The sequence below is a fragment of the Mizugakiibacter sp. genome, from assembly GCF_039680435.1.
In the GTDB taxonomy this organism is placed as follows: Bacteria; Pseudomonadota; Gammaproteobacteria; order Xanthomonadales; family Rhodanobacteraceae; genus Mizugakiibacter.
Map to the genome: position 1 here is coordinate 20393 of NZ_JBDKSX010000006.1, position 25538 is coordinate 45930.

Below are 25538 nucleotides of genomic sequence, written 5' to 3' on the forward strand. Positions count from 1 at the left end.
CGACGGCGCGCCAATCTGTGCCGCAGAACTTCCGGGGCATCGCCACACGCGTACCGCTCACCGCACCGTCCGGAGATCCGCCATGAAGCTCAACGTCGGCATCACCGACCGTTTCATCCGCACCATGCTCGGCTTCGCCCTGCTGAGCCTGCTGCTGATGCCCGGCAACGCGCGCTGGCTCGGCCTGCTCGGGCTGATTCCGCTGCTGACCGCGCTGGTCGGCATGTGCCCGCTGTACACGCTGCTCGGCGTCGACACGCGCAAGCGCAAGGCGCACTGAGCGCTACGACCATGCCCGTGACCATCCACATCCGCATCACCGGCAGTGCCGACGACGCGCGCGCATTGGCCACCACGCTCGAGGGCCTGCCCGGTGTCGAGCGCATCGAGGAAGTGGCCGACATGATGCCGCACCTCGATGACGAGGACTCGAGCTCGGCCGGCCTGTCCGACGACCTCGGCCCCGGCGTGCACGCGCTCGAGGTCGAGGCACCCGACCGCGAGAGCGCCGAGCGCGTGCGCGAGCTGGCCGAGGCCGCCGGCATCGATCTCGGCGTGCCGATCGAGATCGTCGACGAGTTCTGAGCGCGGCCCCTCTTTCCAACGGCGCCGAAACGTCGCACGCTGTGCGGCTTCCGCCCCGTTCGCGCCGCCCCGATGCCGACCCAGCGCAAGGCCCTGCTGCAGATCCACCTGTGCGTGCTGCTGTGGGGCTTCACCGCCATCCTCGGCAAGCTGATCACGCTGCCGGCGCTGGCGCTGGTGTGGTGGCGCATGCTGATCGTCAGCGCGGCGCTGCTGCTGGCGCCGCGCGTCTGGCGCGGGCTGCGCGCGATGCCGATGCGGCTGCGCTTCGCCTACGCCGGCATCGGCGTGCTGGTGTCGCTGCACTGGCTGACGTTCTACGCCGCAGTCAAGCTGGCCAATGCCTCCGTCGGCGCGACCACGATCGCGCTCGGTCCCGTATTCCTTTCGCTGGTCGAGCCCTGGCTGGCGCGCCGCCGCTTCGATCCGCGCGAGCTGCTGCTCGGCGTCGCCGTGCTGCCCGGCGTGGCGCTGGTGGTCGGCGGCATCCCTGCGGGCATGCGCGCCGGCGTCGCCGTGGGCGTGGTCTCGGCGGTGTTCGTCGCCCTGTTCGGCGCGCTCAACAAACGCTTCGTCGAGCACGCCGACCCGCTGACCGTGACCTGCCTCGAACTCGGCGCCGGCACCGTGTTCCTGACCCTGCTGGCGCCGCTGCTGCCGCACGCGGGGCCGCTGCTGCCGCTGCCCGGCCTGCACGACGCCGTGCTGCTGCTGACGCTGGCGCTGGGCTGCACCCTGCTGCCATTCGCGCTGGCGCTGGTGGCGCTGCGCCGGCTGAGCGCGTTCGGCGTGCAGCTGATCACCAACCTGGAGCCGGTCTACGCGATCCTGCTGGCCGCGCTGCTGCTGGGCGAGCAGCGCGAGCTGTCGCCGGCGTTCTATGCCGGCGTGGCGATCATCCTCGCCGCGGTGTTCCTGCACCCGCTGCTGACGTGGCGCAGCGCGCCGGCCGACCACCCGGAAGTGCTGGGCACGGCGGAATCGAAAGGCATCGCCGACTGAATCCGCGCCGCCGCGCCGGATAGGAATCTTTTAGGAAAGGCTTAGCGGCGATTTAGCAACGCCGGCGGCAACGCCCGACTACGCTGGCGGGCTGTTGCCGGGCGCTCCCGCGCCGGCCTTCCCACGAGTAGACGGACCCGCAACGCATGAACGCCGCCAACATCCGCATGAACATGTACGGCCCGATCCACAAGGGCCTGCGCTCCCGCATGGCCGAAACCATGACCGCGCTGGGGCGCATGGACTGCAGCGATGCCGCCCAGGTCGAAGCGACCCTCGATCTGCTCGGCGACCTCCTCGATCTTTGCCGCGACCACCTCGAGCACGAAAACCGTTTCGTGCACACCGCGATGGAAGCGCGCGCGCCGGGCTCCGCCGACGCTGCCACCGTCGAGCACGCGCACCACCAGGCCGAGATCGCGGCGTTGCAGGCGCTGTGCTCGCACGTCGCCGGCAGTCGCGATCGCGAGCGCGCCGAGCTGGCGTACCGGCTCTACCTCGCGTTCTCCAGCTTCGTCGCCGAGAACCTGACGCACATGCGCTTCGAGGAGGAGCACAACAACGCCGTGCTGTGGTCGCACCACAGCGACGAGGAGCTGCTGGCGATCGAGCAGGCGCTGGTCGCCTCCATCCCCGAGGCGAAACGGCCGCGCGCGCTGCGCCTGATCGTGCCGGCGCTGGCGCACACCGAACGCGTGCAGTTCCTCGCCCATATGCGCGAGGGCATGCCGGCACCGGCTTTTGCCGGCGTGCTGGCCATGCTGATGCCGCTGCTGGATGCGCGCGAACAGGACAAGCTGCGCACGGCGCTCGGCCTCGACGAGGGGGCGGCCGGCATCGCCGCGTGAGCGCGCCGCGCGCTCAGCCCGCGGCCTGCTCGACCAGCCGCAGCGGGCGGGTGACGCGCAGGCGGAAGCGGCCGCGTCCGGTCTTGTCGATGCCGAGCCAATCGGCGCGCTCGGACAACCGCTTGGCCAGCAGGATCAGGCGCGCCTCCAGATTGTCGACCACGTCCGGCAGGCCGATCGCAGGATCCAGGCGCAGCTCGCGGTTGCTGTAATCGACGCGGCCGTCCCGCACATAACCACTCAGCAGCCGCCACAGGATCGCGCCGGCGACGCCCTTGATCAGGTAGTCGTCGCCGAGAAAGATGCTGTTGTCGCGCCGGTAGCGCCGTACCGTCACCGGCGTCGCACCGACGGCCGGCGCCGCCGGCGCGGCGGGCTCGCCGGCTTCCTCGCTGTCCGCCTCGTCGCGCAGCGCGCGCACGGCGACGCCGAGCGCGGCGGCGACCGCGCCCAGCGCGTCCTCGTCGTCGTGGCTGAAGCGCAAGTCCTGCGCGCTCTCCGCGTACAGCACGCCGAGCAGCTCGCCGCCGGCCTCGATCGGCACGGCCAGCTGGCTGCCCGGCTCGGCCAAACCCGGGAACGGGATCGCCGTCTCCAGCGTGTCCGCCGCGCCCTCGCCCAGCGCCGACTCGCGAACCGCGTGTCCGTAGGCGTACTCCGCGGCTTTGTGGTTGATGCGGATCGAGGTGCGGTACTGGGCGACGACGCCGACGATGCCGGCGCCGAACGGGATCTCCGAACCGACGCCCGAAGCCGCATAGCCGCGGCTGGCCACCGTGTACAGCCGCGTGTGCGCGCGGTCGCACAGCAGGAGCATCGCGTGCTCCACGCCGAACTGGCGGCCGAGCCCGTCCAGCGTCTGTTCGAACAGCGCGTCCATCGCCGACGCCGCGGCGATCCGCTGCGTCAGCAGGCGCACCGCCGGCAGCAGGTTGCGCTCGGCGTCCTGGCGGCGGCGCTCCTGCGCGTCGATGCGCTCGATGCGCAGCACGCGGTAGATGTCCGCGCCGAGCAGGCGGAACACGCCGCTCATGCCGGTGTGCGAGGCGATGCCGGCAAGACGCGCCTTCATGCGCTGGAACAGCGCGCCTTCGGTCTCGGTGCGTTCGAAGCGGAGATACAGGCGGTAGCACGCCGCCGTCTGCGGGTGGATCACCAGCACCGTCGCCAGCGGATGCGCCAGCACGTTCGCGTGCGTCTTGTTGAAGAACTGGAACGACAGCGCGACGTGGTCGCAGTCGACCAACTCGACCTGCGAGGCGTAGGCGACGTTGGGCGTGCCGTCCGGCGCGCAGGTGGCAATCACGGCCGGGATCACGCCGTCCAGGCAGGCGCGGATCGCGTTCAGCGTGGCGCTCACGGCGCGCTCCCGATCTTCGAACCGGCCCTCGGTCCCGGCGTCTGCAGGAACGCCTCGCTGGGCACGAACGCGACCACGCGCAGGTCGTCGTCGGCGTAATCGAAGTATCCGGCCAGCAGGCCCGGTGCGAAGCCGAGCGCCGCAAGGTTGCGGCTGAAGCTCTCGCGATAGTGCCGGGCGCACTCGCGGTCGGCGGCGTCCGGTATCTCCACGCGCGCGCCGCTGCCCTTGAGTTGCAGCGCGCGGTGCGTGCCGACCTCCGAGTAGACCGCCGCCACCGCGCCGCCGGTCTCGATGTCGCGCAGCAGCTCCACCGAATGCGAACCCACCACCAGGATGCGTACGCCGTGCTCGCCGTCCAGCGCGCGGCAGCCGTAGCCCTTGGTCAGCGTCGGCACGTTGGCGGCGTCGCGCGAGGCGACGGTGATGGAGACGCCGCCCTCGATGAAGCGCACCCAGTCCGGATCGAGCCAGGCGGAAACGGGGATCGGCGGCATGGGCGTACCGGCAGTCGGATCGTGCGAAGCCTCGGCGACAGCATAGCCGAGCGCCCGGCGGCCGTCGCCGCCGGCCGGCGTTTCGCGCCGGCGCGCGGCGATGCCAGAATGGCCGGCGTCTTCGACCAGGGAGCACTCGATGGACATGCCGCAACCCGGTCCCGCGCACGCGCAGTTCGCCCGCGTCGTCTTCCGCCCGCACGGCGTGATGATGCCCGACCCGGCCGACGGCGACGTGCTGCACCTCGCGAAACGCACGCCGCGCGGCGAGGCGCGCCATGCCTATCGTGCCGAAGGCGCCCGCCTCGGCTTCGCCGTCGAGACCCGCCTGCCCGGCCAGGACGCCTTCGGCGCCCTCCTGACCGGCGCCTACCGTCGCCGCGCGGATTGAATCGCCGCGCCGCATCGCATCGCTTCGAACTGGGGAGATCCGCATGAAACGCCTGCTCGCGCTCTGTCTCGGCCTGCTGCTCACCGTCGGCGCCTCGGCCGCGCCCGACCAGCCGCCCGGCGTCGATCCGCACAGCTTCGTCGCCTACGGCGCCAACGTGCTGGCGCTGACCGGCGCGCAACTGATCGACGGCACCGGCGCCGCACCGCGCCCGCACGTCACCGTGCTGATCCGCGACGGCCGCATCGCCGCGGTCGACGAGGACGGCAGCGTGGCGATCCCCGCCGACGCCAAGCGCATCGACCTCGCCGGCAAGACCCTGCTGCCCGGCTACGTGATGCTGCACGAGCACCTGTTCTATCCGACCGGACGGCTCTCCTACGCCAGCATGCCGTACAGCTTCCCGCGCCTGTACCTCGCCGGCGGCGTCACCACCATGCGCACCGCCGGCAGCATCAATCCGTACGCCGACCTCGGCATCAAGCAGTGGATCGACAGTGGCCGCGCGGTCGGCCCGCACATCTTCTTCACCGGCCCTTACATCACCGCGGCCAGCCCCGAGTTCCCGATCATGCAGGTGCCGGACTTCGGCGCGCCGCGCGCGGCGCGCGCGGAGGTGCGGCACTGGATCGACCTCGGCGCGCGCGACTTCAAGACCTACACCACGATCAGCCGCAAGACGCTGAAGGCGGTGATCGACGAGGCGCACGCGCACGGCGCGCGCGTCACCGGGCACCTCTGCTCGGTGACGTTCGCGGAAGCGGCGAACCTCGGCATCGACGACCTCGAACACGGCGTGTTCGTCGCCACCGACTTCGTCAAGGACAAGCAGCCGGACCGCTGCCCGCCCAATGCCGAAGTGGCGAAGTCGATCGCCGCGCTGGACGTGCAGGGTGCGCCGGCGCAAGGACTGATCCACACGCTGATCGCGCACCACGTCGCGCTGACCTCGACCCTGCCGGTGATCGAGGCGTTCACGCCCGGCCGCCCGGCCCTGCCCGCCGACGTGCTCGACCTGATGTCCGCGTCGGCGCGCGACAACTACCTGCGCGCCTACGCCGCGGTGGCGAGCGCGCATTCGCAGACCGCGATCGACGCCTTCAAACACGGCATGGCGTTCGAGAAGGCGTTCCTCGACGCCGGCGGCCTGCTGGTCAGCGGCACCGACCCGACCGGCAACGGCGGCGTGGTGCCGGGCTACTCCAACGCGCGCGAGGTCGAGCTGCTGGTCGAGGCCGGGCTCACCCTGCCGCAGGCGGTGCAGGTGGCGACGCTGAACGGCGCCAGGTTCCTGCACATCGACAAGGAGACCGGCAGCGTCGCGGTCGGCAAGCGCGCCGACCTCAGCGTGATCGACGGCGATCCGACCCGCAGCCCGAGCGAGCTGCGCAGGGTGCAGGTCGTGTTCAAGGACGGCGTCGGCTACGACGCGGCGAAACTGCGCGACAGCGTGCGCGGCGATGTCGGCACGCGCTGAAACGCGACGGGCCGCGCGGCTTGCGCCGCGCGGCCCGGGGTGCCGCCATGAAACAGATCAGAACTTGACGGTCACGCGGGCCCAGTAGTAGCGCCCCAGCGTGTCGTAGGTGTTCACGTCCGTGTTCGCGTTCTGCACGTTGTTCTGGAAGAACATCGGCGGCTGCTTGTCGAACGCGTTGTCCACGCCCACGTCGAGGTGCGTGTTGAACGCCTTCAGGTCGTAGCCCGCGCTGAGGTTGTTGTAGGCCTGGGCGCCGTACTTCAGCTCCACGCCCGGCACCATCTGGTCCGCGGAATAGCCCTGGCCCAGGTCGGCGCTGCCCACCGTCAGCGGACCCACGTAACGCACGTTCCACGCCGCCGACCACGGCCCCTGGCTCCAGGTCACGCCAGCCAGTGCGCGCCAGCGGGCATAGTTGCCGTACTGGCTGTTGTAGTGACCGGCCACGTGGCTGACCACGTCGCCCGGCAGACCCGGCGTCTGGTCGTTGTCGTACTGCAAGATGTAGCTGCTGTCGAACGTCAGCGCGAAGTTGCCGAAGCGGGTTTCCGGCAGGCGGTACCTGAAGCCGAAGTCCACGCCGCGGGTGTCGAGGCGGCCGAGGTTGGTGTACGGCGCCTTGATCGTGTTGATCGAGCCGTTGCCGAGCAACGCGATGCCGTCGCAGTACGGGCTGTTCGGGTTCGAGTAGCACATGTTGAACACCGTCTGCGCGGTCGGACGCACGATCAGGTCGGTCAGGTAGATGCGCCACAGATCGACGTTGACCGAGAAGCCGTCCAGCCAGCTCGGGTCGTAGACGAAGCCCCAATCGAAGGACTTGCCCTTCTCCGGCTTGAGCGTGCCGCCGGCCGCAATCGCGCCGGAAATCAGCGTCTGCACCTGGTCGCCCGAGCGCGACAGGCCGCCGCCCTGGCAGGCGCGGCCGTGCACCGGATCGGTGGCGTCGCCTGGGCCGCAGGGATTGGCGTACTGGTCGAACGAGGTCGCCGCGCCCGCATACAGTTCGTTGATGTTCGGCGCGCGGAACACCTCGGCCACCGTGCCGCGCAGCAGCAGGTCGTCGATCGGACGCCACTCGACGGCGAGCTTGCTGTTGGTGGTATTGCCGGCAGTGTTGTAGTCGGAGTAGCGGCTGCCGAGGGTAACGTTCACGGCCCGCGCGAACGGCAGATCCTTCAGCACCGGCACGAACAGTTCCGCGTAGGCTTCCTTGACGCTGAAGCCGCCCTGGTTGGGCGTCGAGCACGCCTCGGACTGGATCTTGCAGTTGCCGGTCTGCGGATCGGCCACGGCGATGTAGTCGACCATGTAGTGCTGGTATTCCTTGCGGTAAGCGCCGCCCGCCGCCAGGCTGACCGCGCCCGCGGGCAGATCGAACAGCTCGCCGTTCGCACTCACCTCGGCCTGACGCATGGTGTACAGCGTGTTGTAGAACGGATTCGCCGCGTACAGCTTGAGCAGCGTCGCGGTGGTCGGATCGTGCTGGTCGAAGATGTTCAGGCAGCCGCCCTTGGTCGAGCTGCCCTGCACGCAGCTGTCGCCCAGCGAACCATCGGCGCCCAGGCCGGCGGTGTCGAGATAGCCGAAAGACTGGTTCAACTGGCTGTAGTGGCCGTAATTGAGATCGGCTTCCCACTGCCAGCTCGTGTCGCCGACGCCGCCCTTCAGGCCGGCCACTGCCTGGTCGGTGGTGGTGGTGTAGTGCAATTGGCGGTTGCCCAGCGCGAGCATGCGGATGGCCAGATCGCCGAGCGAGCCATCGCCGCCGATCGGCACGCCGAACGGGTTGTTCGGATTGCCCGCGGACAGGGTGATGCCCTCGCCGGCGAGGTCGAGCGGCTCCGGCGCCAGTTCGGCCTCGGACGTCGTCTTGTTGTGGAAGACGTCCAGGAATGCCTCGATGTCGTCGTTGAGCCGGTAGTCCGCCAGCATGAACGCGTGCGCGCGCTCCTGCGGCGTCATGATCAGGTTGACCGCCTGGTAGTTGTAGGTGTCGCCCGGACCGGAACCCGACGGATCGACGTAACAGCGGTAGCCGGCCGGAATGCCGTTGCCGCCCGCCGCGGTCGGGTCGTAGGTGCCCGCGCCGAACTGGTTCGGGCAGTTCGCGAACTGCGGGGCGAAGATCAGGCCGCCCACGGACGCGAACGACCCCGAAGTGACCTTCTGCCCATTGCGGTAGTTGTAGGTGGCCTTCGAGTAGTCGCGGCTGGCGGCGCTGACCGCGTCGAAGCGGTTGTAGCTGACGCCGCCGATCACGCTGCCCTTGTCGCCGGTCTGGCCGAAGGTCAGGCCGAAGCCCCGGCGCGCGCCGTCGCCGCGCGAGGACACGCCGTAGTCGGTGCTGAACTCCGCGCCCTGGTAGTTCGAGCGCAGGATGAAGTTGACGACGCCGGCGATCGCGTCCGAGCCGTACACGGCGGAGGCGCCGTCCTTCAGCACTTCGACGCGCTCGACCATGTTCGCCGGGATGGCGTTGATGTCGCCGTCGACCACGCGCTGGCCGTTGACCAGGATCAGGGTGCGTTCCGCGCCGAGGCCGCGCAGGGAAACCTGCGAAGCGCCGTCGCCGCCGCCGTTGTTCACCTGCGGATTGTTGGCGGCGCCCGAGATGGAGGGCATCTGCTGGACGATGTCGCCAAGCGTCAACTTGCCCGACTGCTGGATCTGCGCGCGGTTGATCGAGAACACGGGGCTGGCGGTTTCCAGGTCGACGCGGCGAATGCGCGAACCGGTGACCACGATCGTCTCGAGCGCCTGCGGCTTCGCGGCGGGCTGGCTCTGCGCGGCGTCCTGCGCCATGGCGGCGAACGGCACGGCGGCCGCGAAGGCGGGGATGAGTAGCGGAATCTTGCCGAGGCCACGCGACGCGAGGGCGTGACGGATCGACCGCTGGATCAGCGGATTCGACATGGAGTTCTCCTGCTGTCTATCAAGGAATGCCGGAACGCTTCCGGCCGAAGAAGTTTAGGTTTCGTAAAAACGCGACGATCCGCCGCAAGTGACGTGAAGCGTGGCGATAATTGCCAACATCACTCCGCGACCTCGACATCGCCGCACGCGGTGCTTGCCAGCGCTTGCATCGCAGCGGCGTGCGGGCGTCTGCGCAGCTCGACCGAGGACACGCCGAGGCGACGTTTGATCGCGCGCGTCAGCGATGACTGGCTGTCGAAGCCGGTCGCCATCGCAACGTCGCCGACGCCGAGCGTGCCCGTCTCGATCATGCTGCGCGCGCGCTCGATGCGTCGTCCCATGAAATGCGCGTACGGCGTCTCGCCGAATACCGCGCCGAACGAGCGGATCAGATGCCAGTTCGAATAGCTCGCCATGCGCGCGAGCCTGGCGATGTCGAGTTCGCCGTCGGTATGCGTGGAAATGCAGTGCCGCACGCGCTGCAGCCGCAGGAAGGTCTGCTTGCGGTGCGCCAGCGAACGGCCGCGGCAGCGCGCGACCAGCTCGTCGTAGGGCGCCTGCAGATCGTGCAGCGCGTGTGCGAGCCAGGCGATCCGCGCCGCCGGCCACACGGTCGCCGCGCCGGAACCGATGGCGCCGGCCAACGACGCAAACGATGCGCCGAGCGCTGGCGGAACGTCGTGCAGCGCGGGGAACACGGCCGGTTCCGGCGCGATGCGGCCGCTGGTGATCGACGCCAACCTCGCCCAGGTGCGCTGCTGCGCGATCACGCCGATGCAGCGCGCGCCGGCGCTGGTCGCGATTTCCAGCGCACGCTCCGAATCCGAAGCGAACAGGCACTCGCCGCGCAGCGCGAGCTCGCCATCGGCGCTCGATGCCTGCACGCGACCCGCAACCGGACTCCACAGGCCGGCGAACTTGTGCGGCACGGCGAGCGCGGCGCCTTCGCCGATGTCGACGACCAGCAGGCCGGACGCCAGCGCGGCCACGGCGGATTCGTCGCGATCGAGCCTTTGCCGGCTGCCTGCCGCGATCCTGCGCGCGGCGAGCTTCATCGCCGCCATCCGGCATCGCGCCCGGCGCGGCGCCGACGCACGAAAGATGGCAGCCACCGGGGTCCCGGTCCCGGTGGCGTGCCAAGGGCCCTTCTTGTCGCACTTGCACAACACTGCCCGTTGGAGGGCGGGCAAATGCTATCGGCGCGCACGTCGGCGCGATCGGCACTTGCGGCGCGTTCGCGTGGCAGGAATTGCGCGCCCATGCCGCAGGCGCCGATACGGCGCCCCCGGCGGGCCGCCGCACGGACGCACGCGCCGGCGCGACGCACGCCTTCCGGCACATCCGGGGAAACAGGGTTCGGCAGCATGATGATGGGTGGTTTCATCGGGAAACGCACGCCACGGTGCGGCGTGGAACGAGGCGCGGCCGATCGCGCGCGGCCGGTTCGCGGCGCGGGCGGCACACCAGCGGTGCGCCGTGCGCGTCTGCGTGCCATCGTCCTGCGGCGCCGTCGCGCGATGAAGCCGGGTGCGAGCACAACACTCTTGTCGCCGGAGCAATGCCAACATGGTTGCGGATGAGCTTTCCCTGATCGTGACGTTCTCGCGCGTGGCCGAGACGGGCACCTTCTCGGCCGCCGCGGAACACCTGCACGTCGCCCCATCGGTGGTCAGCCGCCACATCGCCCGGCTCGAGGCCGAGCTCGGCGCGCGCCTGGTCCACCGCACCACGCGCAAGCTCGCGCTGACCGACGCCGGCCACGCCTACTACGCGCACTGCCGCCGCATCCTCGAGGAGATGGAGCTGTCGCGCGAAACCGTCGCCAGCCTGCAAGGCGAGCTGCGCGGGCAGTTGCGGGTCAACAGCACCGTGGGCTTCGGGCCGCTGGTGCTGACGCCGCTGTTGCCGGCGTTCCGGCGCCGTTATCCGAAGCTGGAGCTCAAGCTGTCGTTCACCGACCGCATGATCGACCTGGTCAAGACCGGTCACGATCTCGCCCTCCGCTTCATCGACGCGCCGCCGCCGAACATGGTCGCGCGCCGCCTCGCGCACGAGCCCGACGCGATCTGCGCGGCGCCGGCCTACCTGCGCGCGCACGGCGTGCCGACGTCGCCGGCCGAGCTGGAACGGCACGCTTGCCTGGTGCTCGAATCCCACGACGAATCGCACGACTGGCGTTTCCGCCGCGGCGCCACCGAGTGGCACGTGCGCCCAAGGCATGGCTACCGCATCAACTACGCCGCCGCCCTGCTCGATCTGGCCGTGCGCGGCGAAGGCATCCTGGTCCTTCCCGAATACATGCTGCGCAGCGACCTCGAGGCCGGCCGCCTGGTCCGCGTGCTGGAGGACTGCACCTTCATCGACGACAACACGCTGCACGCGATCTATCCGCAGAGCCGACAGACGCCGCAGAAGGTGCGCGTCTTCCTCGACTTCCTCGCCAGGCACCTGCAACCGGATGCGGCACGCGCCGCCTGAACCGGCGAGCGCGCACCGCACCGACCGCGCGCTTCCGCGGATACCGCGACGCGACGCAACATCGCCAGCGTGCCGCGCGCTCCGCTACGCTAGGTGCGACCGGGGCACGCGCACGACTTCCCATGATCACGAGACTGCTGCCTGGACTGCTCGCGGCGCTGTCGCTCGCCGCATGCAGCACCACGCCGGTGCGGCCGCCGGCGCCTGCGCCGACGTCGCTGGCCGCGCGCATCGACGCCTACCTCGCGCAGCCGCGCTTCGCCGCGGCGTCGTGGGGCATCCACGTGGTCTCGCTGGACAGCGGGCGCACGCTGTACGCGCACGGCGCCGACAAGCTGGCCGTGCCCGCATCCAACGCCAAACTGTATACGGCGGCATTGGCGCTGGACGCGCTGGGCGCGGACTACCGCATCGCCACCACGCTGTACGCGACGCGCTCGCCGGGCGCGCACGGCGTGCTGCGCGGCGACCTGCTGCTGGTCGGTCGCGGCGACCCCGGCTTCGGCGCGGCCGACGGCCCGACCGCCGACTGGGCCGAGCGCTTCGCCGAAGCCGTCGCCGCGCGTGGCATCGTCCGCGTGCGCGGCGATCTGCTCGCCGACGCCACCTTCTATCGAGGTCCGGAATTCGGCAGCGGCTGGGAGGCCGGCGACCTGCAGAGCGGCTTCGCCGCGCCGGTGTCGGCGCTGGGCGTCGCCGACAACACCGTGAAGGTGGCGGTCAGGCGCGACGGCACGCGCTGCTGCGCGGTGGCGGTGACGCCCGCGGCGGCCGGCCTCGCCGTGGTCAACCTCACCTCCGCCGCGTCCGACGCCGCGCTTGGGCTGTACCGCGCCCCCGGCACGTCCACGCTGTACGCGCTGGGCAGCCTGCCCGCCGGCGTCGACGCGAGAAACTACACGCTGTCCGCGCCGGATCCCGCGGCATGGGCCGGGAACCTGCTGCGCGAGGCGCTGGCGCGGCGCGGCGTCCGCATCGACGGCGAAGTGCGTACGCTGCGCTGGCCGCAGACGGATCCCGCACTGGCCTCGGCGGACCTGCAGCCGCTCGCCGAAGCCGCCTCGCCGCCGTTGTCCGAACTGGTGCGCCGCGCGCTGAAGGATTCCGACAACCTGTACGCGCAGCACCTGCTGCTGCAGGTGGGTTTGCAGGCCGCGCGCCGCGGCGTCTGCGCCGACCGCGCGCCGCCGCCCGACACCACCGACGGCTGGGGCCTGTGCGTGCTGCGCGCGCTGCTGGCGCGCATCGGCATCGCGCCGGGCGCGGCGACGTTCGAGGAAGGCAGCGGCCTGTCGCGCAAGGATCTGGTCGCGCCGCGCGCTACCACCGCGCTGCTGGCGTGGGTGCGCACGCAGCCGTTCGCGCAGGCGTATCTGGACGCGCTGCCCGTCGCCGGCGTCGACGGCACGCTCGACCACCGCTTCGCCGGCACGCCTGCCGACGGCCGGCTGCAGGCCAAGACCGGCACGCTCGCGCACAGCTACGCGCTGGCCGGCTACGTCACCGACGCGGCCGGCAAACGTCTCGCGTTCGCGCTGATGCTCGATCGCTACGTGCGCCCGACCGATGCGCGGGGCGAACCGACCGGCCCCGCCCCCAGCGCCGACCTGGACGCGATCGCCGCGATGCTGGCCGGGTCCGCCGAAGCGCCGCGGGGCCGTTAGCGCAGCGCGCGGCTGGATCGCCGCGGCGCATGCGGGCTATCGTGGGCATCCCCGCGCCACACCGCCGCCGCCATGAAAATCTCCGCATCCACCGGCAGCGACCTGTTCGCCGCCGCGTCCGCCGCGCCGCGCATCCGCGTCGGCATCGGCGGCTGGACCTTCGCGCCGTGGCGCGCCAATTTCTATCCGGCCGGCCTGCCGCAGCGGCGCGAGCTCGAATACGCCAGCCACCAGCTCACCGCGATCGAGATCAACGGCACCTGGTACGGCGCGCAGAAGCCGGCGACCTACGCAAAGTGGCGCAGCGAGACGCCGGACGGCTTCGTGTTCTCGCTGAAGGCGCCGCGCTACACCACCGAGGCGAAGAAGCTGGCCGGCGTGGGCGGCACCGTCGCCGCCTTCGTGTCCGGCGGGCTGGCCGAACTGGGCGACCGGCTCGGCCCGATCCTGTGGCAGTTCCCGCCGACGCGCCGCTTCGAGCGCGACGACTTCGCCGCGTTCCTCGACCTGCTGCCGCGCGAACTGGACGGCTCCCCGCTGCGCCACGTGCTCGAAGTGCGTCACCCGAGTTTCCTCTGTGACGCCTACCTCGACCTCGCCCGCGCGCATCGCCTGCCCAGCGTGTTCACCGATTCCGACGAATACCCGTCGTTCGCCGATCCGACCGGCGACTTCGTCTACGCGCGCTTGATGCGCAGCCGCGCCGGGGAACCGGCCGGCTACGCGCCGGACGCGCTGGACGCATGGGCCGCGCGTGCGCGGCAGTGGGCCGAAGGCGCGGCGCCGGCCGATCTGCCGTACGTGCAGCCCGCGCCGAAGACGCGGGCGCCGCGCGACGTGTTCGTCTACTTCATCAGCAGCGCCAAGGCGCGCAATCCGGCCGCCGCGCAGGCGCTGCTGGCGCGCCTCGGCGCGTAAGCGCGCCCGGCGACGCGGCGCGTCACGGCGCCAGCCATTCGCGCAGGCGCGCCGCCACCCGCGCGTCGCCGAGCAGGTCCATGTGGCGCATGCCGCGGCCGACCCAGGTCTGCGCCGTCGGGAAGCGCAGATGCCGCGCCGGATCGGCGTGCTCGCCCAGCGCGCTCGGCAGCGGCACCAGGCCATCGCCGAACGTGCGCGCGGCGCGGTCGTCGCGGCGACGCGCGACGACCGCGGCGACTGCGCAGCAGCGCACGTCCGCCGGCAGCGGCAGCGGCGTGCGCGTGTCCGCACCGTCGGCGAAGCGGTCGCACCGCTGCCAGTCGGCATCGAGCAGGTTGCCGTGGCGCAGGTCGGTGATCGCGGCGCTGCGCATGCGCCCGAGCCGCGCCAGCGGCGCCGCGTAGGGCACCCGTCCGAGCAGCGCCTGCAGCCCGTGGCCGCCGCGCTCCAGCCATGCGCCGTGGTGCGGCGTGCCGAGGCAAGCCAGGACGCGCAGCCGCCGCCGCCACGCGTGGCCGTCGCGTTCGCCGACATGGCAGGCGCTGCGCGCGACCAGGCCGCCCATGCTGTGGCCGACGATCGCCAGCGTCTCGAGCGGATGCGGCCACGCCTGCACCAGCGCCTCGAGCAGATGCGCGAAGGCGCGGCCGTTGGTGGAGACATGCAGCCCGCTGTTGTAGTGCAGGTAGAGCGGCGTGTAGCCGTGCGCACGCGCCAGCATCGCGCCGTAGTCGCCGCCGTCGCGCCGCCACTGCAGGTCGCCGAGGCACAGCCCGTGCACCAGCACCGCCACGCGTCCGCCGGCATGCGGCAACGCCGCCGCCAGCGACGCGGCATCGAGCGCGAGCGGCACGCCGTCGTGCCGCAGCGTCATCGGAATCGCCAGCGGGTTGGCGCTCGCCAGCAGGTGGTCGCCAAGCACGCCGTTCAGCGCCGCCTGCAGCGCGGCACGCGCCTCCGACTGCGGCCGTTCGCGCGCCTCCGGCAGCCAGCGCGCGGTGGTCGCCGCCGCCGCGCCGACCGCGCGCGTCACGCCGCGCACGCTGGCGTAGACGAGACCGCTGATGCCGCGCGTGCGCTGCGCCGCCGCTGCGCCGCCGCGGTCCCGCGGCCGCACGATGCCGGCGTGCATGGCCTCGACGATGTCGGTGGCGCCGAGGGTGGCGTCCGCGGCCAGTTGCGCCAGGGCGGCGAAGTCGGCGAGACGGAAGTGAGCGCGGTCGGTGGATGCGATGGACATCGGGGCTGCGCGTGGTCGCTGCGGCGCCGCAGGTCGCTCCAGCGTAGCAGCACGCGCGCCGGTTCGATATCGGGCCCGGCCGCGGCGGCGCCGGATGCGGGTGCTGCGGCTTGACCTGCATGGACACTGCGCGAATGATGCGCGTCACGTGTACAGCCTCGGCAAGGGAGACGCTCATGGCAGTCGTCGATCGCACGACCGATACGGAAGAAGCCGCGCTGTCGCCCTGGTGGATGCGCGCGGTGCTGATCGTGATGGTGGTCGGCTTCGCCGTGCTGCTCGGCGTCACCACCCTCGCCTACCGCAACGCGCCACCGATTCCGGACCGCGTGGTCGATGCGCAGGGCGCCACGCTGTTCACCGGCGACGACATCAGCGCCGGCCAGGCCGTCTTCCTCAAGTACGGCCTGATGGACAACGGCAGCATCTGGGGCCACGGCGCCTACCTCGGCCCCGATTACTCCGCCGAAGCGCTGCACCGCATCGGCCTCGACACCGCCGACGCGCTGGCGCAGCGCCAGTACGGACAGCCGGCCGCCGCGCTGACGCCGATGCAGCAGGCAGCGCTGCAGGGCGAGGTGGCGCTGACGCTCAAGACCAACCGCTACGATGCCGCCACCGGCACGCTCGGCCTGACCGACGCGGAGACCGCCGCCTACCGCCAGCAGATCGGCTACTGGACCGACTACTTCAAGCACCCCGCCGGCAACGGCGGCCTGAAGCCGGACCTGATCAGCGATCCGACCGAGCTGCGCCAGTTCACCGCCTTCGTCACCTGGGCGGCGTGGGCCTCGGTGGCCAACCGGCCGGGCGCCGACTTCTCCTACACCAACAACTTCCCGTACGACCCCAGCGTCGGCAACCGGCCGACCTCGGGCGCGCTGCTGTGGAGCGCGCTCAGCCTGGTGGTGCTGCTGGCCGGTATCGCCGCGGTGCTGCTGGCGTTCGGCAAGTTCGACTACCTCGGCTGGGTCACCCACGGCCACCACGTGCATCCGCAGATGCTGCCCGGCGAGGCCAGCGCCGGACAGCGCGCGCTGGTCAAGTTCTTCGTGGTGGTGGCGCTGCTGTTCCTGGCGCAGACGCTGGTCGGCGGCGCGACCGCGCACTACCGCGCCGAGCCCGGCAGCTTCTACGGCATCCCGCTGGAGAAATTCCTGCCCAGCAACCTGCTGCGCACCTGGCACCTGCAGACCGCGATCTTCTGGATCGCCACCTCCTACGTTGCCGCCGCGCTGTTCCTCGGCCGCTCGCTGCGCAGCGACGAGCCGCGCTGGCTGGCCGGCGCGACGCACCTGCTGTTCGTCGCGTTCGCGGTGGTGATCGCCGGCAGCCTGCTCGGCGAATGGGCCGGCATGTCCGGGCTGCTCGGACGCTGGTGGTTCTGGCTCGGCAACCAGGGCTGGGAATTCCTCGAGCTGGGCCGGATCTGGCAGTACCTGCTGGTGGTCGGCCTGCTGGCCTGGTTCGCGATGCTGTGGTGGCTGGCGCGGCCGCGCACGGTGACGAACCCGAACGCGCGGCCGCTGGCGCGCATGTTCCTGTGGGCGGCGCTGGCGATCCCGGTGTTCTACATCCCCGCGCTGTTCTTCGGCGCCAAGACCAACTACACGGTGGTCGACACCTGGCGCTTCTGGATCATCCACCTGTGGGTGGAGGGCTTCTTCGAGTTCTTCGCCACCACGGTGGTGGCGCTGGTGTTCTTCCAGCTCGGCCTGGCCCACCGCAACACCGCGCTGCGGGTGATCTATCTCGACGCGATTTTGTACTTCCTCGGCGGCCTGGTCGGCACCGGCCACCACTGGTACTTCACCGGCCAGACCCACGTGAACATGGCGCTGTCGGCGCTGGTGTCGGTGCTGGAAGTGGTGCCGCTGACCCTGCTGACGCTGGACGCCTGGGACTTCGTGCGCACCACGCGCGGCCAGTGCAACGAATGCGGCATGAAGGTTTCCATCCCGCACAAATGGTCGTTCTACTTCCTGATGGCGGTGGGCTTCTGGAACTTCGTCGGCGCCGGCATGTTCGGCTTCCTGATCAACCTGCCGATCGTCAGCTACTACGAGGTCGGCACCATCCTCACCCCGAACCACGGCCACGCCGCGCTGATGGGCGTGTTCGGCATGCTGGCGATCGCGCTGCTGGTGCTGGTGCTGCGCCAGACCAGCGACGACGCGCGCTGGCCCGGCATCGAGAAGTACGTCAAGGTGGCGTTCTGGGGCACCAACATCGGCCTGGCGATGATGATCGTGCTGAGCCTGTTCCCCGGCGGCGTGCTGCAGGTGTGGGACGTGGTCCAGCATGGCTACTGGCACGCGCGCAGCCTCGACTACACCGCCACCCGCACCGCGCGGCTGGTCGAGTGGATGCGCCTGCCCGGCGACATCGTGTTCATCGCCTTCGGCGCCGTGCCGCTGGCGATCGCCTCGATCAAGGGCTGGCTTGGCGTGCGCGCGACGCGCACCGCCTGACGCCGCACGGGGCGCGGCCGGGCACCGCCGCCGGCGTGCCCGCCGTCGCCCTGCAGCGCACCGCCCCGCTACTTCGCGCGCGAAGGCAGCTTCAGCTCGCGGCCCGCGACCATGAACACGCCCCTGCCGCGGTGGTGCAGCGTGCGCGGCTGGCGCACCGCCGGGTCGATCCACGCCTTCACCACTTCCAGCACGAAGAAGTTGTAGCGCGCCACCCAGCGCGCGTCGGCCACGCGGCATTCGAGGTTGGCGTAGCACTCGCCGACCAGCGGCGCGTCCACGTTCGCGGCAGCGACCGGCGTCAGCCCGAACCGGGCGAACTTGTCGACGCGGCGCCCGGACACGTTGCCGCAGCCGACCGCCTGCGCCGCGATCTTCGCGGTGGGAATGTTGATCGTGCATGCGCGCGTCGCCCGCAGCGCCTCGAAGCTGAAGTTGCGCGCGCTGACCACGCAGCCGACCAGCGGCGGCTCGAATTCCATCATCGTGTGCCAGGACATCGCCATCACGTTGGTGCGGCCCGCGCGGGCCGTCGCCAGCAGCACGACCGGCCCCGGCTCGAGCAGGCGGTAGACGCGCGACAACGGCAGGGATCGCTTCTTCATCGGCACGCTCCCGCGGCGATGCCCGGTGTCCTCGCGCGGAGCCGCAGCCGGTCGCGCGCGCAGCCTCAATCGCACCACACGATCCGCGGCGTGTGGCGCGCCGTCGCGTCGGGCCAGGCCTGCGGATAGCCGACGACGATCGGCGCAACCGCCACGTGCTCCGCCGACAGGCCGAACTCGTCCTTCGTCGCGGGCAGGTCGAGCCACGGCCGCGCGAATCCGATCCAGCAACTGCCGAGGTTCATCGCGCGCGCCGCGAGCATCAGGTTCTGCGCGGCGAGGCAGCAGTCCTGGTCGGGGCGCACCAGCGCGGCGGGCGCGTCCGATACCGCGGCGTAGACGACGATCAGCGCGGGCGCGCCGTACAGGATGTCGAAATGCGGGTCGTGCAGCATGTCGGTGCGGCGCAGCAGGCCGGGCCCCGTGTCGAGCGACGCGACCAGATGCGCCTTGGCGCGCCGCGCGATGTCGGCGACCCGCTCGCGGCCGAGCGCGACGAGGAAGGTCCACGGCTGCAGGTTCATCGCGCTGGGCGCCTGCACCGCGGCATCGACCAGCACCTGCACGGTCGGGCGATCCAGCGCCTCGTCGGTGAACGCGCGCACCGCCCGGCGCGCGCGGATGGCCTGCAGCACGTCCATCGGCCGTCTCCGTAGGCGATGGCGGCAGCCTAGGTCACGCACACACGCGAACGCTGACGCAGGTCAAACTGATGGCTCCGCGGCGAGGCGACCGCTAAGCTTGGCGCGCGCCCGCCGTCGCCGGCGCAGCGGCCGCCCCACCACGGAATCCCATGCAGACCATCGACTTCGAACTCGACCGCGACCACGTCGAACTGAACCAGTTGCTCAAGCTGGTCGGCCTGTGCGACAGCGGCGGCGCCGGCAAGGCGATCGTCGCCGGCGGCGCGGTGACGGTGGACGGCGCGGCCGAGCTGCGCAAGACCTGCAAGATCCGCGCGGGGCAGACCGTCGAGGTCGACGGCACCACGATTCGCGTGCGCGCGGCGCCGTGACGCGCCGCGGTGCGCGCCCTGCAACGGAACAGACGGCATGATGACCCACGCCCCCGACCCCACCGACGTCGCCGCCGCCTACGACCGCTGGTCGCAGGTCTACGACACCGACGAGAACCGGACCCGCGACCTCGACGCGGCGATGCTGCGCCGCCAGGACTTCGACCTTCGCGGCCGCGACGTGCTGGAGATCGGCTGCGGCACCGGCAAGAACACCGCGTGGCTGGCCGGGCGCGCGCGCAGCGTCGTCGCCGTGGACTTCTCCGCCGGCATGCTGGCGCAGGCGCAGCGGCGCGTCGCCGCGCCGCACGTCCGCTTCGTGCGCCACGACGTGCGCGAACCCTGGCCGCTGGCCGACGCCAGCGTGGACCTGGTGATCGGCAACCTGGTGCTGGAGCACGTCGAGACGCTGGACGACGTGTTCGCGCAGGCATTCCGCGTGCTGCGCGACGGCGGCGAGTGCTACTTCTGCGAGCTGCACCCGTTCCGCCAGATGATGGGCAAGCAGGCGCGCTTCGCCCACCTGGAAACCGGCGAGACGGTGCGCGTCGCCGCCTTCCTGCACGACGTCTCCGACTACGTGAACGCGGCGATCCGTGCCGGCCTGCGCGTCGTCGCCGTGCACGAATGGCGCGACGAGACGCCCGCGTCGGCGGCCGCGATCCCGCGCCTGTTCGCGCTGCGCTGCCGACGCGAGCCGCGCTGAGCCGCGGCGCCGGTGTGCGGGCGCCGGTCAGGCCGCGAGGGCCGCGGCCCTGGTCAGCGCGATCCAGCGCGCGAACGCCGACAGCAGCGCCGCCAGTGCCTTGCGCGTTGCCGCAGCGCTTCCGGCCCGCCCTGCGTCGCCTGCTCGAGATCCCCGTCGAACAGCGGCAGCGCCGGCGCGTCGCCGATTTCGATCGCCATGCCGGCGGGCGCCAGCGCGGCCACGCGGGGCATCTCCTGCGGAAAGCGACTGCACCGGCTGGACCCATCGGTTTCCCCTGCTAGGCTGATGCCCTTGATCGGCGCGGGAGCCTCGCATGCAGACCATCCTCGGTGCCGGCGGCGTGATCGGCCGCGGACTGGCGCGCGAACTGCCCGCGTACGGCACGCGCGTACGCCTCGCCAGCCGGCATCCTGCGGCGGTCAACGCCGACGACGAGTGCGTGCCCACCGACCTGCTGGATCCTGAGCAGGTGGAGCGCGCGGTCGCCGGCAGCCGCGTGGCGTATCTCGTCGCCGGCCTCGCCTACGACGCGCGCGTGTGGGAGGCGCAATGGCCGCGCGTGCTCGGCAACGCCATCGCCGCCTGCGCGCGCCACGGCTGCCGGCTGGTGTTCTTCGACAACGTCTACTGCTACGGCCGCGTCGACGGGCCGATGACCGAAGCGACGCCGATGCGTCCGGTCAGCCGCAAGGGCGAAGTGCGCGCGCGCCTCGCCGATCGCCTGCTGGACGCCGCGGCCTGCGGCGAAGTCGACGCGCTGGTCGCGCGCTCGGCCGACTTCTACGGCCCGGAGGCGACCCACACCTTCGTGCATCCGATGGTGTTCCAGAAGCTGCTGCGCGGCGAACGCGCGGCATGGCTTTGCAACGACGCCGTGCCGCACTCGATGACCTACACGCCGGACGCGGTGCGCGCCACCGCGCTGCTCGGCAACAGCGCCAACGTCTCCGCCCAGGTCTGGCACCTGCCGACCGCCGCCGATCCGCCCGACGGCCGCGCCTTCATCGCCGCGGTTGCCGCCGCTTGCGGCGTCGAGCCGCGCCACTACGTGCTGAAGCCGTGGCTGCTGCGCCTGATCGGGTTGTTCAACCCGCTGGTGCGCGAGTCGATGGAGATGCTGTACCAGAACACGCATCCGTACGTCTTCGACAGCCGCAAGTTCAGCGCCCGCTACTTCGCGCCGACGCCCTACGCCGAAGGCATCCGCGCCACCGTGGCGGCACTGCGCGAGACCACGACGATTCGCTGACACCGAACGACACGTCACCCCACGAGTACGATCGCCGCCATGGCCGAGATCCCGATCCGCTGCACGATGGCCTCCGTGGTCGCGGTGCGCGACGCCGAAGGCGACGCGCAGGTGCTGCTGCTGCACCGCGCCAGCCCCTATCTGCGCGGCGTGTGGAGCTACGCCGCCGGCCACATCGAACCCGACGAACGCGCCTGGCAATGCGCGCTGCGCGAGCTCGCGGAAGAAACCGGGCTGGCGCCGACCGCGCTCTACTCCGCCAACCGCTGCGAGCAGTTCTACGACCCGCGCGAGGAATGCATCGCGGTGGTGCCGGCCTTCGTCGCCTTCGTCGCCGCCGACGCCGCGGTGCGCCTCAATCGCGAGCACGACGCGTTCCGCTGGCTCGGTTTCGAGGAAACGATGCCGCTGCTGCCGTTCGGCGGCCAGCGCGAGCTGTTTGCGCACGTGCGCCGCGAGTTTGTCGAGCGCGCGCCGCAGGAGCGGCTGCGCATCGCACTCGACGGCCGCGCCGATGTGCATTGACTGACCCGCCTGCCCGGAAGCCGGCGGCCGGAACGCCCGCGGCCATCCCGGCGACCACGGAGATCCGCCATGCTTGCGAAGTTGCTCCTGTCCACCGCCCTCGCCGCCGCCCTGTTGCCGGCCGCCGCCGCGCCCGCGCACTACACCGTCGATCCCAACCACACCTATCCCAGCTTCGAGGCCGACCACATGGGCATCTCGTACTGGCGCGGCAAGTTCAACCACACCACCGGCACGGTGACGCTGGACCGGGCCGCGGAGACGGGGTCGGTGAACGTGGCCATCGACCTCGACAGCGTCGACTACGGCCAGGACGAGTTGAACAAGTGGGCGCGCGGCCCGCAGTTCTTCGACACGGCGAAATACCCGCAGGCCACCTATGCAGGCACGCTGGCGGATTTCGTCGCCGGCGCGCCCACGCGGGTGGTGGGCACGCTGACGCTGCACGGCGTGAGCCGGCCGCTCGACCTCGCCATCGGCCGTTTCAAGTGCATCCCGCACCCGCTGTACAAGCGCGAACTGTGCGGCGCCGACGCGCAAGCCACGTTCCGGCGCGACGCGTTCGGGCTGGACGCCGGCAAGGACTACGGCTTCGACATGGACGTCAGGCTGCGCATCCAGGTCGAGGCGTTGAAGGACGACTGAGCGCCGTCGAGCGCAATCCGGGCCGGCCGGACCGCTGCTGCAAGCAACAAGCGCCGCTCGTGCCGGGCCGGCCCCAACCCTGGTCGAGATCGGGAGGACTTATGAACTACGTCGACGGTTTCGTGGCGCCGGTACCGAAGAAGAACCTCGCCGCCTACCGCCGCATGGCGCGGCGCGCCGGCAAGATCTGGCGCGAACACGGCGCGCTGCAATACACCGAGTGCGTCGCCGACGACGTGAAGCCCGGCAAGCTCACGTCGTTCCCGCAGGCGGTCAAGCTGAAGCCGGGCGAAGTCGTGGTGTTCTCGTGGATCGTCTACAAATCGCGCGCCGCGCGCGACCGCGCCAACAGGATGGTGATGGCCGACCCGCGCCTCGCCGACCTGATGGACCCGAAGAAACTGCCCTTCGACGGCAAGCGCATGTTCTGGGGCGGCTTCAAGCCGTTCCTCGAACTTTAGCCGCGCAAGGTCCGCGGGATGCGACCAGCCACGGGCCGGTCGCATCGCCGCGCGATTCAGGCATCGAACAGATGGCGTGCGCTCCGCGTCCGGTGCGGCCTCGCATCATGATTCCCCTTCGCTCAGCGCGGTGCGTGAACTCAGCCGCCCTTCGGCGCAGCTGCGGACGAGCCGCCGACGGGAATGCTCTGCTCGGCTGTGACCGCATGGCCCCCATCGCTGTCGCCCACGATCTTGAAGACGGCATCGTCCTTCGTCGCGGCTCGGTGGGAGGTCAGCGCCTTGTCCATGATGTTCACGCCCGAGAAGACGATGACATCGCCGAGCTTCGGGATGAAGTAGACCGACCGGTCGTCCTCGTCCAGCTCATAGCCCACGGCTTGGGCGCGCTCCTTCAGATAGGGGAAGTAACCCTGGACCGTGGTCAGCTTGGTGTCGTCCCTGACGTAGGGATGCGACACGTCCTTGAGCATGACTTCAATGGCGCGCCGCAGATCTTCGTAGACCGCGCTTCGGAGAATCGCACCTCCATCAGCGGTCCAGCTGTTGGCGCCCGAAAGCGGTCGCGGTTGCCCGGAGGAAGCGATGTAGCGCGTCTCCCAGCTCTGTTTGGCGCCCTTGGCGGTCGCAAGGTCCGCCTTCAACAGCACGTAGGGGCGAGCATCCGTCGCGTTGACGAACGTCAGGATCACGGCGCTGGTCACATCCAGGGTCGGTCCTGCTGCATCGGTCGACTGGGTGAACTTTCCTGAAAACCGGTCGGACGCGAGCAGATCCTTGGTGACCCGTTGCGCCTCACTCGTCAGTGAAATGCGCAACGCATCCTCCACGTTCTTTGTCGCGTCCTTGCCCGCGGAGGAATTGATGGCGCTCTGTACCGCCACGCCAACCACCCCGAACAAAAAGCCGGTGGCCCCGCCCTTCTGGTGGCCGGAAACGACGACCTGGCTGTCGGGAACGCGGTAGACGCCGGCCGGCATGTCCGACCAGGCAGACAACTCGGCCCCCGTGAACCTCACCGCGATGGGTTGCTGTTGTGCCGGCGCCGGCTTGGTCCTGTTGAAGCTGGCGCAACCGCCCAAGCCCATGGTGGCGACGGCAAGTACCGCCAAAGCACGCGTAGCGAAACTCATGTTTCCCCCTTCATCCATGTTGATGCAGCGAAGTCGTTCAACCAGCGACAAAGGAGCAGCTCGGACTGCCCCGCTTGCGATCTTCCGTGCTAGCGCGGGCACACCAACGGTGCGACCGTCGCGTCGAAGGCGAGCCCGGCGCGACTGGTCTTGTCCTCGCGGTAGATGGCCAGGCTGCACTTCTCCGCGCGCACCTCGAAGTCGGCGTAATAAACGACGTTCTCGTAGGCGTCGAAGCTCATGCCGGGCGAGCAGTGGTACGTGACCTGGTAGCCGGACGCGACGTAGGTGTGCCAGAGGCTCACGCGCTGATCGGCCGGCACCTCGACGTAGCCGTCCTTCACCGGCACGCGGTACTGCCCCTTGCTCGTGCACATCCCCAGCGAGCCGCTGGCGATGTTGGGCGAGAGCTTCACCCGCGCGAGCGGCTCGTGCGGTTCCGGCACGTAGGTCGGCAGGCCCACGCACGCCGCGAGCGACGACAGGGCGGCACTGGCCAGCAGCAATCTGAGCGCGCGCCTCACGACTGCTTCTCCTGGCTGTGCAGGAACGAGGCGTAGCGCGCCAACGTGGCGTCGGTCGCAAGATCGCCGGCCTGCTGCGCGTCGTCGAACAGCACGAACACCCAGTCGCCGAGCTTGCCGCCGACGCGGCCGATCGTCGCCACTTCCACCGGCCGGTTGCGGATAGCGTCCGACAGCGCGGAATAGACGCGGAAATACGGCTTGTGCCGCTGCTGGGCCAGCTCGGCGCAGTGGTACATCAGGTAGGCGGTGATCGTCTCGCGGTCGATGTAACCGTTGCCGGCGAACCCCACCTTGAGCAACTCGCCAGGGCCCGGCTCGTCCCAGTAGCCGCCGGTGAAGCCGCGCAGCGGATCCGCGGCGCTGTGGTAACCGGTCGCACATCCCGCAAGCATCAGCGCCATTGCGGCGCCGAGCCACATCCTTGTCGCCTTCATCGATCGCCCCATCCGAAGTGCGCCGCGCATCCGTCACGCACCGAAGCGCCCGGCCCATGCATGGCCGGTGGGCCGGAGCCCGCGGCTGAATTCCCCGCGCCATCATGCACGCGCGGAGCGACAGGTGTCGAGAGGCCCGGCCGTAGCTGCGAGCGGATAGTGCGCTCTGGCCCCTGTTTTGCCGCTCCGCGCACGATGCGACGGCAAGCCGTGCCGCGACCGGACTCGTCGGGCCTGCCCGCGGCCTCAGGCCCCGGAAGTGAACCAGGTCCCGTTTTCGCCGTCCCCGGCTCAAGTTCCGCACGGGAGTGTCGAACAGACCTCCGAAGGCGCGAATCAGGTGGACCGGCCCGCCGCCACCTGCGACGCACCCGGGCACACC

General features: G+C 70.8%; 27 protein-coding genes. 16 read left to right on the top strand and 11 right to left on the bottom strand.

Features of this window, described 5'->3' with window-relative positions:
• Positions 1 to 82 precede the first annotated feature (82 nt).
• The 4 genes from ABFC67_RS00695 (at position 83) to ABFC67_RS00710 (ending at position 2435) form a co-directional block, all read left to right on the top strand.
• Positions 83 to 280: a DUF2892 domain-containing protein gene (locus tag ABFC67_RS00695; protein WP_346736116.1), complete on the top strand. Its 198-nt coding sequence runs from the start codon at positions 83 to 85 to the stop codon at positions 278 to 280.
• Between the two features lie 11 nt (positions 281 to 291).
• Positions 292 to 585: a hypothetical protein gene (locus ABFC67_RS00700; protein WP_346736117.1), complete on the top strand. Its 294-nt coding sequence runs from the start codon at positions 292 to 294 to the stop codon at positions 583 to 585.
• 72 nt (positions 586 to 657) lie between these two features.
• The gene (locus tag ABFC67_RS00705) at positions 658 to 1587 is read left to right on the top strand and encodes a DMT family transporter (protein WP_346736118.1); all 930 of its coding nucleotides are present in this window, start codon (positions 658 to 660) and stop codon (positions 1585 to 1587) included.
• A gap of 146 nt (positions 1588 to 1733) precedes the next feature.
• Complete coding sequence (locus tag ABFC67_RS00710; RefSeq protein ID WP_346736119.1) at positions 1734 to 2435, top strand: hypothetical protein; 702 nt, start codon at positions 1734 to 1736, stop codon at positions 2433 to 2435.
• 13 nt (positions 2436 to 2448) lie between these two features.
• Here the strand turns inward: ABFC67_RS00710 and ABFC67_RS00715 are convergent, their stop codons facing one another.
• Both ABFC67_RS00715 and ABFC67_RS00720 read right to left on the bottom strand, forming a co-directional pair.
• A complete protein-coding gene (locus ABFC67_RS00715) occupies positions 2449 to 3795 on the bottom strand; it encodes a GAF domain-containing protein (RefSeq protein WP_346736120.1) in 1347 nt (448 codons plus the stop codon).
• A complete protein-coding gene (locus ABFC67_RS00720; RefSeq protein ID WP_346736121.1) occupies positions 3792 to 4439 on the bottom strand; it encodes a hypothetical protein in 648 nt (215 codons plus the stop codon). The genes ABFC67_RS00715 and ABFC67_RS00720 overlap by 4 nt, the downstream gene beginning before the upstream one ends.
• Between ABFC67_RS00720 and ABFC67_RS00725 the strand changes: the two genes are divergently transcribed.
• Both ABFC67_RS00725 and ABFC67_RS00730 read left to right on the top strand, forming a co-directional pair.
• Positions 4432 to 4683 carry a hypothetical protein gene (locus tag ABFC67_RS00725; RefSeq protein ID WP_346736122.1) on the top strand — a complete coding sequence of 84 codons (252 nt, stop codon included), beginning with the start codon at positions 4432 to 4434 and terminating at the stop codon, positions 4681 to 4683. The two genes, ABFC67_RS00720 and ABFC67_RS00725, sit on opposite strands and share 8 nt — an antisense overlap.
• 43 nt (positions 4684 to 4726) lie before the next feature.
• Positions 4727 to 6160: an amidohydrolase family protein gene (locus ABFC67_RS00730; protein WP_346736123.1), complete on the top strand. Its 1434-nt coding sequence runs from the start codon at positions 4727 to 4729 to the stop codon at positions 6158 to 6160.
• A gap of 57 nt (positions 6161 to 6217) precedes the next feature.
• Here ABFC67_RS00730 and ABFC67_RS00735 read toward each other — a convergent pair whose 3' ends face one another.
• The gene (locus ABFC67_RS00735; protein ID WP_346736124.1) at positions 6218 to 9079 is read right to left on the bottom strand and encodes a TonB-dependent receptor; all 2862 of its coding nucleotides are present in this window, start codon (positions 9077 to 9079) and stop codon (positions 6218 to 6220) included.
• Between the two features lie 119 nt (positions 9080 to 9198).
• Complete coding sequence (locus ABFC67_RS00740; protein WP_346736125.1) at positions 9199 to 10134, bottom strand: helix-turn-helix transcriptional regulator; 936 nt, start codon at positions 10132 to 10134, stop codon at positions 9199 to 9201.
• A gap of 511 nt (positions 10135 to 10645) precedes the next feature.
• Here ABFC67_RS00740 and ABFC67_RS00745 point away from each other — a divergent pair.
• The 3 genes from ABFC67_RS00745 (at position 10646) to ABFC67_RS00755 (ending at position 14139) form a co-directional block, all read left to right on the top strand.
• Positions 10646 to 11557 (top strand): LysR family transcriptional regulator, encoded by a 912-nt coding sequence (locus tag ABFC67_RS00745; protein ID WP_346736126.1) that lies wholly within the window; start codon positions 10646 to 10648, stop codon positions 11555 to 11557.
• Between the two features lie 122 nt (positions 11558 to 11679).
• The gene (gene dacB, locus ABFC67_RS00750; protein ID WP_346736127.1) at positions 11680 to 13221 is read left to right on the top strand and encodes a D-alanyl-D-alanine carboxypeptidase/D-alanyl-D-alanine-endopeptidase; all 1542 of its coding nucleotides are present in this window, start codon (positions 11680 to 11682) and stop codon (positions 13219 to 13221) included.
• Positions 13222 to 13293: 72 nt separating this feature from the next.
• The gene (locus tag ABFC67_RS00755; RefSeq protein WP_346736128.1) at positions 13294 to 14139 is read left to right on the top strand and encodes a DUF72 domain-containing protein; all 846 of its coding nucleotides are present in this window, start codon (positions 13294 to 13296) and stop codon (positions 14137 to 14139) included.
• Positions 14140 to 14161: 22 nt separating this feature from the next.
• Here the strand turns inward: ABFC67_RS00755 and ABFC67_RS00760 are convergent, their stop codons facing one another.
• A complete protein-coding gene (locus ABFC67_RS00760; RefSeq protein WP_346736129.1) occupies positions 14162 to 15382 on the bottom strand; it encodes a hypothetical protein in 1221 nt (406 codons plus the stop codon).
• A 176-nt stretch (positions 15383 to 15558) separates the two neighbouring features.
• Between ABFC67_RS00760 and ABFC67_RS00765 the strand changes: the two genes are divergently transcribed.
• A complete protein-coding gene (locus ABFC67_RS00765) occupies positions 15559 to 17853 on the top strand; it encodes a cbb3-type cytochrome c oxidase subunit I (protein ID WP_346736130.1) in 2295 nt (764 codons plus the stop codon).
• A 68-nt stretch (positions 17854 to 17921) separates the two neighbouring features.
• Here the strand turns inward: ABFC67_RS00765 and ABFC67_RS00770 are convergent, their stop codons facing one another.
• Together ABFC67_RS00770 and ABFC67_RS00775 are read right to left on the bottom strand one after the other, a co-directional pair.
• On the bottom strand, positions 17922 to 18458 hold the full coding sequence (locus ABFC67_RS00770; protein WP_346736131.1) for a flavin reductase family protein: 537 nt from the start codon (positions 18456 to 18458) through the stop codon (positions 17922 to 17924).
• Between the two features lie 65 nt (positions 18459 to 18523).
• Positions 18524 to 19099 (bottom strand): nitroreductase family protein, encoded by a 576-nt coding sequence (locus ABFC67_RS00775; RefSeq protein WP_346736132.1) that lies wholly within the window; start codon positions 19097 to 19099, stop codon positions 18524 to 18526.
• A 152-nt stretch (positions 19100 to 19251) separates the two neighbouring features.
• Between ABFC67_RS00775 and ABFC67_RS00780 the strand changes: the two genes are divergently transcribed.
• Positions 19252 to 19473 carry an RNA-binding S4 domain-containing protein gene (locus ABFC67_RS00780; RefSeq protein ID WP_346736133.1) on the top strand — a complete coding sequence of 74 codons (222 nt, stop codon included), beginning with the start codon at positions 19252 to 19254 and terminating at the stop codon, positions 19471 to 19473.
• Between the two features lie 37 nt (positions 19474 to 19510).
• Positions 19511 to 20179, top strand: a complete 669-nt coding sequence (locus ABFC67_RS00785; protein WP_346736134.1) for a class I SAM-dependent methyltransferase — start codon at positions 19511 to 19513, stop codon at positions 20177 to 20179.
• A 53-nt stretch (positions 20180 to 20232) separates the two neighbouring features.
• On the opposite strand, the gene ABFC67_RS00790 is transcribed toward ABFC67_RS00785, so the two are convergent.
• Positions 20233 to 20403: a hypothetical protein gene (locus ABFC67_RS00790; RefSeq protein WP_346736135.1), complete on the bottom strand. Its 171-nt coding sequence runs from the start codon at positions 20401 to 20403 to the stop codon at positions 20233 to 20235.
• A gap of 92 nt (positions 20404 to 20495) precedes the next feature.
• On the opposite strand from ABFC67_RS00790, the gene ABFC67_RS00795 reads away from it, so the two are divergent.
• From ABFC67_RS00795 to ABFC67_RS00810, 4 genes are all read left to right on the top strand, one after another.
• Positions 20496 to 21431, top strand: a complete 936-nt coding sequence (locus ABFC67_RS00795) for an NAD-dependent epimerase/dehydratase family protein (RefSeq protein ID WP_346736136.1) — start codon at positions 20496 to 20498, stop codon at positions 21429 to 21431.
• A 39-nt stretch (positions 21432 to 21470) separates the two neighbouring features.
• The gene (locus ABFC67_RS00800; protein ID WP_346736137.1) at positions 21471 to 21956 is read left to right on the top strand and encodes an NUDIX domain-containing protein; all 486 of its coding nucleotides are present in this window, start codon (positions 21471 to 21473) and stop codon (positions 21954 to 21956) included.
• Positions 21957 to 22025: 69 nt separating this feature from the next.
• The gene (locus tag ABFC67_RS00805; RefSeq protein ID WP_346736138.1) at positions 22026 to 22601 is read left to right on the top strand and encodes a YceI family protein; all 576 of its coding nucleotides are present in this window, start codon (positions 22026 to 22028) and stop codon (positions 22599 to 22601) included.
• Between the two features lie 101 nt (positions 22602 to 22702).
• Positions 22703 to 23062 (top strand): DUF1428 domain-containing protein, encoded by a 360-nt coding sequence (locus ABFC67_RS00810; protein ID WP_346736139.1) that lies wholly within the window; start codon positions 22703 to 22705, stop codon positions 23060 to 23062.
• A 140-nt stretch (positions 23063 to 23202) separates the two neighbouring features.
• Here ABFC67_RS00810 and ABFC67_RS00815 read toward each other — a convergent pair whose 3' ends face one another.
• From ABFC67_RS00815 to ABFC67_RS00825, 3 genes are all read right to left on the bottom strand, one after another.
• The gene (locus tag ABFC67_RS00815; RefSeq protein ID WP_346736140.1) at positions 23203 to 24195 is read right to left on the bottom strand and encodes a hypothetical protein; all 993 of its coding nucleotides are present in this window, start codon (positions 24193 to 24195) and stop codon (positions 23203 to 23205) included.
• Positions 24196 to 24284: 89 nt separating this feature from the next.
• On the bottom strand, positions 24285 to 24719 hold the full coding sequence (locus ABFC67_RS00820) for a hypothetical protein (protein WP_346736141.1): 435 nt from the start codon (positions 24717 to 24719) through the stop codon (positions 24285 to 24287).
• Positions 24716 to 25156 (bottom strand): hypothetical protein, encoded by a 441-nt coding sequence (locus ABFC67_RS00825; RefSeq protein ID WP_346736142.1) that lies wholly within the window; start codon positions 25154 to 25156, stop codon positions 24716 to 24718. Before ABFC67_RS00825 ends, ABFC67_RS00820 begins: the two co-directional genes overlap by 4 nt.
• Positions 25157 to 25538 lie beyond the last annotated feature (382 nt).